The 6,672-nt window shown below is 60.2% G+C and carries 7 protein-coding genes and 1 other annotated feature (1 of these 8 only partly in view); of the genes, 1 reads left to right on the top strand and 6 read right to left on the bottom strand.

The genetic code is table 11. The features are described from left to right. Positions 1-187, top strand: a 187-nt coding sequence (locus tag J3351_RS12025) for a hypothetical protein (protein WP_207697831.1), incomplete at its 5' end; no start/stop codon positions are given. A 216-nt stretch (positions 188-403) separates the two neighbouring features. Here J3351_RS12025 and J3351_RS12020 read toward each other — a convergent pair. The 6 genes from J3351_RS12020 to J3351_RS11995 all read right to left on the bottom strand — a co-directional run bounded on the left by J3351_RS12020 (position 404) and on the right by J3351_RS11995 (position 6,523). Then, positions 404-1,072, bottom strand: coding sequence for a sigma-70 family RNA polymerase sigma factor (locus J3351_RS12020; RefSeq protein ID WP_207697830.1), 669 nt, complete (start codon positions 1,070-1,072; stop codon positions 404-406). Positions 1,073-1,091: 19 nt separating this feature from the next. Then, a complete protein-coding gene (gene spoIIAB, locus J3351_RS12015) occupies positions 1,092-1,532 on the bottom strand; it encodes an anti-sigma F factor (protein WP_035395071.1) in 441 nt (146 codons plus the stop codon). A gap of 2 nt (positions 1,533-1,534) precedes the next feature. After that, a complete protein-coding gene (locus J3351_RS12010) occupies positions 1,535-1,849 on the bottom strand; it encodes an anti-sigma factor antagonist (RefSeq protein ID WP_005936547.1) in 315 nt (104 codons plus the stop codon). A 184-nt stretch (positions 1,850-2,033) separates the two neighbouring features. Beyond that, positions 2,034-3,299, bottom strand: a complete 1,266-nt coding sequence (locus J3351_RS12005) for a folylpolyglutamate synthase (protein WP_156071146.1) — start codon at positions 3,297-3,299, stop codon at positions 2,034-2,036. 4 nt (positions 3,300-3,303) lie between these two features. Further along, on the bottom strand, positions 3,304-3,813 hold the full coding sequence (locus tag J3351_RS12000; RefSeq protein WP_005936544.1) for a VanZ family protein: 510 nt from the start codon (positions 3,811-3,813) through the stop codon (positions 3,304-3,306). 4 nt (positions 3,814-3,817) lie between these two features. Then, positions 3,818-6,523 carry a valine--tRNA ligase gene (locus tag J3351_RS11995; protein WP_207697829.1) on the bottom strand — a complete coding sequence of 902 codons (2,706 nt, stop codon included), beginning with the start codon at positions 6,521-6,523 and terminating at the stop codon, positions 3,818-3,820. A gap of 56 nt (positions 6,524-6,579) precedes the next feature. Then, positions 6,580-6,672, bottom strand: a binding site (T-box leader) (it continues 139 nt past the right edge of the window).

The raw sequence follows: 6,672 nt of genomic DNA, 5'->3' as shown, positions 1-6,672 counted from the left end.
AAATGATATTTATCACTTAAAAAGTGTTAAATCTTCTTCGCTCAGCACGCAATCGCTTGCGTCCTGTGTGAATTACTTTGTTTGGAATTGTTTAACGTGTTTTTCCAACACGAAAATAGGTTCCGTTGCAAGTTTTTCGATATTGTTCAATTTTCAAGGTCCTGTGCGCCTCAGCCTTAGCGGCTGATGGCTTATACATTTTAGCACGTTTGTGTCAAAATGTCAAGCACTTTTTTGAAGTTCTTAGAAGAACCAATCGACCTTCGTCACTTTTCATCCGTTTTTTCTGAAGCGTTTGTGTCAGACATCCGCCTGACAGTAATGTATTTTAGCACAGACTCAGACAAAAAGCAAGCCCTTTTTTCACATTTTTCAAGAAAAGCCCTATTTTCTTTTGCACGGCTCATTCCAATAACCGTTCCCGCATTTTGCGCAGGATCTTGCGCTCCCGCCGGGAGATCTGTACCTGCGTGGTATGCAGCACTTTTGCCGTCTCACTCTGGGTGCGGTTGGCATAAAAACGCAGACGGATCAGGAGCCGGTCCTCTTCCGGCAGACTTTCCAGTACCTCGGTCAGGCCGATCTTATCCGCAAGTTCTTCCTCCGGGGATTCCACCGGGATATCTATCTGCCGGTCACTGTTCTCCCCTTCCGGGGTCAGGCTCAGGGCGGGCTGTGCAGCCTGGATTGCAAGCGTGATGTTCTCCACGCTCTCCCCCAGCTCTTCTGCCAGTTGAGAAAGGGTCGGCTCGGTGCCGCAGAGCTTCCTGTGATGTTCCCGCGCCGCATTGACCCGCAGCCCCAGTTCTTTTAAGGAGCGGCTGACCTTGACTGTGCCGCCCTCCCGGAAGAGCTTTTTGATCTCGCCCAGGATCACTGGCACTGCATAGGTAGAAAAGCAGACCCCGCGTCCTTCATCAAAACCGTCGGTCGCCTTGACCAGTCCCATGCAGCCAGCGCCGTAGAGATCATCGTATTCAATGCCCCTGCCCCGGAAGCGTCCGGCACAGGCGTGTACCAGCCCGAGGTTCTGTTCAATGAATGCACTGCGCCGGGTCTTGTCCGTTACCATGGTATTCCCTCATTTCCTTTTATGTAGAGGGCTTTTCCTCCAGATGCTTTGTCAGAATGACCCGGGTGCCCCGGCCGGGAGCGGAGCGCACACTGACTTTATCCATAAAGCTCTGCATGACCGCAAAACCGAGACCGGAGCGCTCCTCCGGGTTGCCGGTGGTGAAGAGCGGCTCCATCGCTCTGGGGATATCCGGGATGCCGACCCCTTTGTCTGCGATCACGATCCTGACCACCCGCCCCGGATAAACGGAGACTGTCATGGTGATGGGCCCCACCCGGTCGGGGTAGGCGTGGACGATGCAGTTGGTGACGGCTTCGGATACCGCCGTTTTCAGGTCAGCCAGCTGGGGCACGGTGGGGTCATACCGGGCCAGAAAAGCCGCTGCCGCACCGCGGGCATACGCTTCGTTGACGCTGAGGGAATCAAATTGGATCCTGGTCGTGTTTTCCGCTTTCATCTTCATTCCTCCTGTCCTGCATCCGTGCAGGGGATATTGGCCAGCCGCAGAACGCGGCGCAGCTGCTCCGGGGCGTGCTGGATACGCAGGGTTCCGCCCAGACTGCGGGCGCAGCGCTGGCGGCCCAGAATCAGCCCCACCCCGGACGAATCCATAAACCCAACCCCGCCCAGATCGAGCACCAGTGTTTTGGGGGTGCGGGCCAAAAGGGCATCGTCCAGCTGGATGCGCAGGTTCTGTGCGGCATCGTGGTCGATTTCACCTGCCAGATAGGCATAGAGCAGATCGTCCGCCGCACTGAATGTAACTGTTGCCATTTTCTGTCCTTTCCTTGCGTAAATCGCTCAGGCTTGTCCGGTCTGCCGGAGGCTTCCCCTTTCCGGGAGGTCGGCAGAGCGAAGCATAGCCCGAGCGGTTTCCTCTAAACCAAAATAAAAGAGCCTGTACACGTTTTCATCAGTGTACAGGCTCTTTCGAGCATATTTTAGAAAAGGGTGTCGCTTACTTTTCAGCCAGCAGCTCGGCAGCCTCCAGTGCAATGGCTTCGCCGCCGCAGATCAGCAGCCCGCGGCGGCTGTTGGCCCGGGCAAGCTCCATGGCTTCGGCCAGGCTCCCGCAGAGCTCGGCATCAAAGTGGTAGCGTGCCTTTTCCAGCAGGCGCTCGGTCATGGCGGCATCCGTACCCGCCGGGGGAACGAGGAACACCTTATCAAAGGGATTCTCGCTCATGCCGGGCATGGTGGTACGGTCTTTTTTCTGGGTCTCAGCCGTCAGGCCGCTTTCCAGCGCGGAGAAGAAAGCCTCGGCTCCTTCTTCCTCTGCCAGGCCGATGACAGCGCTCAGGTGGCGCACCTTGGCCATGTTCAGGACACGCAGCAGGGCAATGGCCTGCTGCGGGGTGCGGCAGGCATCCAGCACCACCAGCGGGCGCTGGGAGAGGACCCGGATGCTGCTGCGGTTCTCCACAGCGGCCAGACCTTCCAGAATGGCTTCATCGGAGATGTCATAGCCCTTTTTGCAGAGGGCCAGAGCCAGCTCCACCGCAATGGCGGCACTGCCCGCCGCGTGACGGCCCAGGAAGGCCAGCGGCACGGTATAGCCGCCGTAGTCCACACGGCTGGCAAACTTTTCGGCTTCGAGGAAGGTGATGTCATCGGGGTCCGGCACAACCAGCTCACAGTCTGCCTTACCGGCGGCCACGACGAGCTCACTGACCACAGCCTTGGGCTGCTCAGGCGCGGTGACGCAGATACTGCCCTTGCGCATGACACCGGCCGCCAGCGCGGCGGAGCGCTCCAGCGAGGCGCTAATGCCGTCCGGGCCGATGGAGGTGACCGCACAGACCGGCATCTTGGGCAGGGCCTCGGCAAGCCCCGCATCGGGCAGCTCCACCACGGCCAGCGCACAGCCTGCCTCGCCAAAGCAGCGGGCAGCGGCAGCCAGCTCGGCGGCCGCACGAGGCAGGGTCTCCCGGGCGCTCAGGGTCTCGGCGGCCTGTGCAAGCAGCTCCGGTGCCACAGGCTCCCCATTCACCCGGATGCGGGCAGAGAGCGGCTCACAGCCTGCGTGGTAGCTGCCGGTAACGAGGCCGGCAGCTCTGAGCACCGCCGCCGTGAGGGCGGCGGCAGTCGTTTTGCCAGCCGTACCGGCTACGCCCAGATAATCCACCCGGCCTGCCTTGGCAGAGAGGGCTTCCTGCAGCTGCCGGGCCGGGGCAAAGCCCTCGGGCAGAGATGCAAAATAGGCATTTGCCTGTTCAATGGTCATTGCGTCAAACCTCGTTTCGATGTTGATAGAGAATGATGCACATCCGGACAAGCCCCAGCAGGATGAGCCCCACCAGCAGGCCGGTCATCACACCGGAGAAATCGATCCAGATATCGGTGACCTGGCCGCTGCGGCCCGGCACAAAGAGCTGGATGGTCTCATCGGTCAGGGCTGTGAGCAGGCCGCCCAGCATGGGCCAGGACACATGCTTGAAGAAGTGCCGGGTGTACACCCGCAGGCAGAGCATGAGCAGGAAGCCTTCCAGCAGATACTCGCAGAAATGCGCCAGCTTGCGCACGATGTGCATGGTGAGCCGGTCAGCGGCACCGGGAAGACCCAGATGCCGCAGGATGCCCTGCAGTATCCCCAGTACCCGGCCGCTGGCCCCCTCGGACACATCCGCGATCTGCAGAGAGTTCGAGAAGATGAACACGATGCAGCCGATGAGGGCAAAAGTAAAGATCACCCGCCACGCGATGAGCCACGGGGAGGTGCGTTGATTCTGTTCCTGCATCCGCTTAGCCCAGAGCCTTGATGCTCTGCTCGATGTTGGCCAGCTTGCTCTGGCTGTTGGTGCGCTTTGCGCGGATCTCTTCCACCAGAGCGGCGGGGGCACGCTCCACGAACTTGGGGTTGGCCAGCTGGTTCTCGAACATGGCCAGTTCCTTCTCGGCCTTGACCTTTTCCTTGTTCAGGCGGGCCAGCTCCTTCTCGCGGTCGATCAGCTCCATCATGGGGATAAAGCCGCGGGCGGTGTGGGTGGACACCTGCACCATGCCATCGGTGCTGCCCTCGTACTTTTCCGTAAAGGTCACGTCGGTGGCAAAGGCAAACTTTGCCAGATAGACCTCTGCATTCCGGAAGGGAGCGGGATCAGCCGTCTCGATGATCATACTGGTCTTTTTGGCAGGATGGACATTCATCTCGGTGCGCATGGTGCGGACTGCCTTGATGTAGTCCATGACCTTTTCAAAGGCTTCCTCTTCCTCGGCCCAGTTGTGTGCCTCGTCAAAGGTGGGCCAGCTCTGGGTCATAATGGTCTCGGCGGAGCCGGGCAGGGCCTGATACAGCTCCTCCGTGATGAAGGGCATGAAGGGATGCAGCAGCTTGAGGGCCTTGTCCAGCACATACACCAGCACACGGCGGGCGGTATCTGCCTGCTCTGCATCGCCGGAGTTCAGGCGGGGCTTTGCGATCTCGATGAACCAGTCGCAGTAGACATCCCAGATGAAGCTGTTGATCTTGGCAGCGGCCAGACCCATCTCGAAGTGGTCGAGGTTGTCGGTCATGGCACCGGCCACCTGATTCAGCTTGGTCAGCACCCACTTGTCGCTCATGTCCAGCTTGCTCTCCTCGGGCAGGCCAGGCTGGAAGTCCTCGGGCAGGTTCATCAGGACAAAACGGGTGGCGTTCCACAGCTTATTGGCAAAGTTGCGGGCAGCCTCCACCTTCTTCTCGCTGTAACGCATATCGTTGCCGGGGGTGGAACCGTCCAGCAGCATGAAGCGCAGTGCATCCGCGCCGTACTGGGCAATGACCTCCAGCGGGTCGATGCCGTTGCCCAGGCTCTTGGACATCTTGCGGCCCTGGCTGTCGCGGACGATGCCGTGGATGCAGACGGTGTCGAAGGGAGCCTTGCCGGTGTAGGCCAGGCCGGAGAAGATCATGCGGCTGACCCAGAAGCCGATGATATCATAGCCGGTGACCAGCGTGTTGGTGGGGTAGAAGTACTTCAGGTCCGCGCTGTCCTCGTTGGGCCAGCCCAGAGTGCTGAAGGGCCACAGAGCGGAGGAGAACCAGGTATCCAGCGTATCGGGGTCCTGGGTGAAGTGGCTGCCGCCGCACTTGGGGCAGGTGCAGGGCATCTCTTTGGCAACCACGGTCTCGCCGCAGTCATCGCAGTAGAAGGCCGGGATCTGGTGGCCCCACCACAGCTGACGGCTGATGCACCAGTCGCGGGTGCCCTTCATCCAGTTGAGGTAGTTCTTGGTAAAGCGCTCGGGCACGAACTTGATCTCGCCCTTCTCCACGCTCTCGATGGCAGGCTTTGCCAAAGGCTCCATCTTGACGAACCACTGCTTGGAGACCATGGGCTCGATGGTGGAGTGGCAGCGGTAGCAGGTGCCGACCTCGTGCTTCAGGGGCTCGATCTCCTTCAGGAAGCCGCCCTCCTTCAGGTCTGCCAGAATGGCCTTGCGGGCCTCGAGGGTGGTCATGCCGGCGTACTTGCCGCAGTCCAGCACCTCGGGCTCGTTCACGGTGTCCTTGCCTGCGGCAAACAGTGCATCGGCAGCGGCCTTATCGGCAGCACCGGTCATGTGGCCGTCGTAGGTGAACACCCGGACGATGGGCAGATCATGGCGCAGACCCACTTCAAAGTCGTTGGGGTCGTGAGCGGGGGTGATCTTGACGACACCGGTGCCCTTAGTCATATCAGCGTGCTCGTCGCAGACGATGGGGATCTCCTTGTTCAGCAGGGGCAGGACAACATGGCAGCCGTGGAGGTGGGCATAGCGGGGGTCCTCGCCGTTGATGGCAACAGCGGTATCACCCAGCATGGTCTCGGGGCGGGTGGTTGCCAGCTCCAGCATCTCGCCGGTCTCCTTGACCGGGTAGAGCAGGTGCCAGAAATTGCCATCCTTTTCCTCGTACTCCACCTCGGCATCCGAGATGGAGGTGTTGCAGTGGGGGCACCAGTTGACCATCCGGTTGCCGCGGTAGATCAGGCCCTTGTCGTACAGGCGCACGAACACTTCCTTGACGGCATCCGAGCAGCCCTCGTCCATGGTAAAGCGCTCCCGCTGCCAGTCACAGCTGGTGCCCAGCTTTTTCAGCTGGCTGACGATGCGGTTGCCGTACTTGGTCTTCCAGTCCCAGGCGCGCTCCAGGAAACCGTCGCGGCCCACCATCTCCTTGGTCAGGCCCTCGGCACGCATGGCCTCCACGACCTTGGCCTCGGTGGCGATGGATGCGTGGTCGGTGCCGGGCACCCACAGGGCGGCATAGCCCTGCATCCGCTTGGTGCGGATGAGCACATCCTGCATGGTGTTATCCAGCGCATGGCCCATGTGGAGCTGACCGGTCACGTTCGGAGGGGGCATGACGATGGTGTAAGGCTTCTTGTCGGGGTCCGCTTCCGTGTGGAAGTAGCCGCCATCCTGCCAGAACTGGTAGATGCGGTCTTCCACCTGGCTGGGATCGTACTGTTTTGCGAGTTCTTTCATTGTATCCTCCCAAAAATGTGATGAGTGGGACGAAAAAAGCCGCCCCACGGAACGTTCCATGGGACGGCTGTAAACTACATACCGCGGTACCACCCAAATTGCACCGGCTGCAAACACAGCCCGTGCCCCTTGATGCCCCGGTAACGTGG

It is taken from the genome of Faecalibacterium sp. Marseille-Q0746, assembly GCF_017377595.1.
Classification (GTDB): Bacteria; Bacillota; Clostridia; order Oscillospirales; family Ruminococcaceae; genus Faecalibacterium; species Faecalibacterium duncaniae.
Note: the sequence above shows the minus strand (reverse complement) of the source record. Positions and strands in the feature narration are given on the sequence as shown.

What these genes read in the sequence shown, in the direction of transcription:
- J3351_RS12000 (WP_005936544.1), bottom strand. Translation starts at nt 3,813, where the DNA reads ATGCAGGAACAGAATCAACGCACCTCCCCGTGGCTCATCGCGTGGCGG.
- J3351_RS12005 (WP_156071146.1), bottom strand. Translation starts at nt 3,299, where the DNA reads ATGACCATTGAACAGGCAAATGCCTATTTTGCATCTCTGCCCGAGGGC.
- spoIIAB (WP_035395071.1), bottom strand. Translation starts at nt 1,532, where the DNA reads ATGAAAGCGGAAAACACGACCAGGATCCAATTTGATTCCCTCAGCGTC.
- J3351_RS12020 (WP_207697830.1), bottom strand. Translation starts at nt 1,072, where the DNA reads ATGGTAACGGACAAGACCCGGCGCAGTGCATTCATTGAACAGAACCTC.
- J3351_RS11995 (WP_207697829.1), bottom strand. Translation starts at nt 6,523, where the DNA reads ATGAAAGAACTCGCAAAACAGTACGATCCCAGCCAGGTGGAAGACCGC.
- J3351_RS12010 (WP_005936547.1), bottom strand. Translation starts at nt 1,849, where the DNA reads ATGGCAACAGTTACATTCAGTGCGGCGGACGATCTGCTCTATGCCTAT.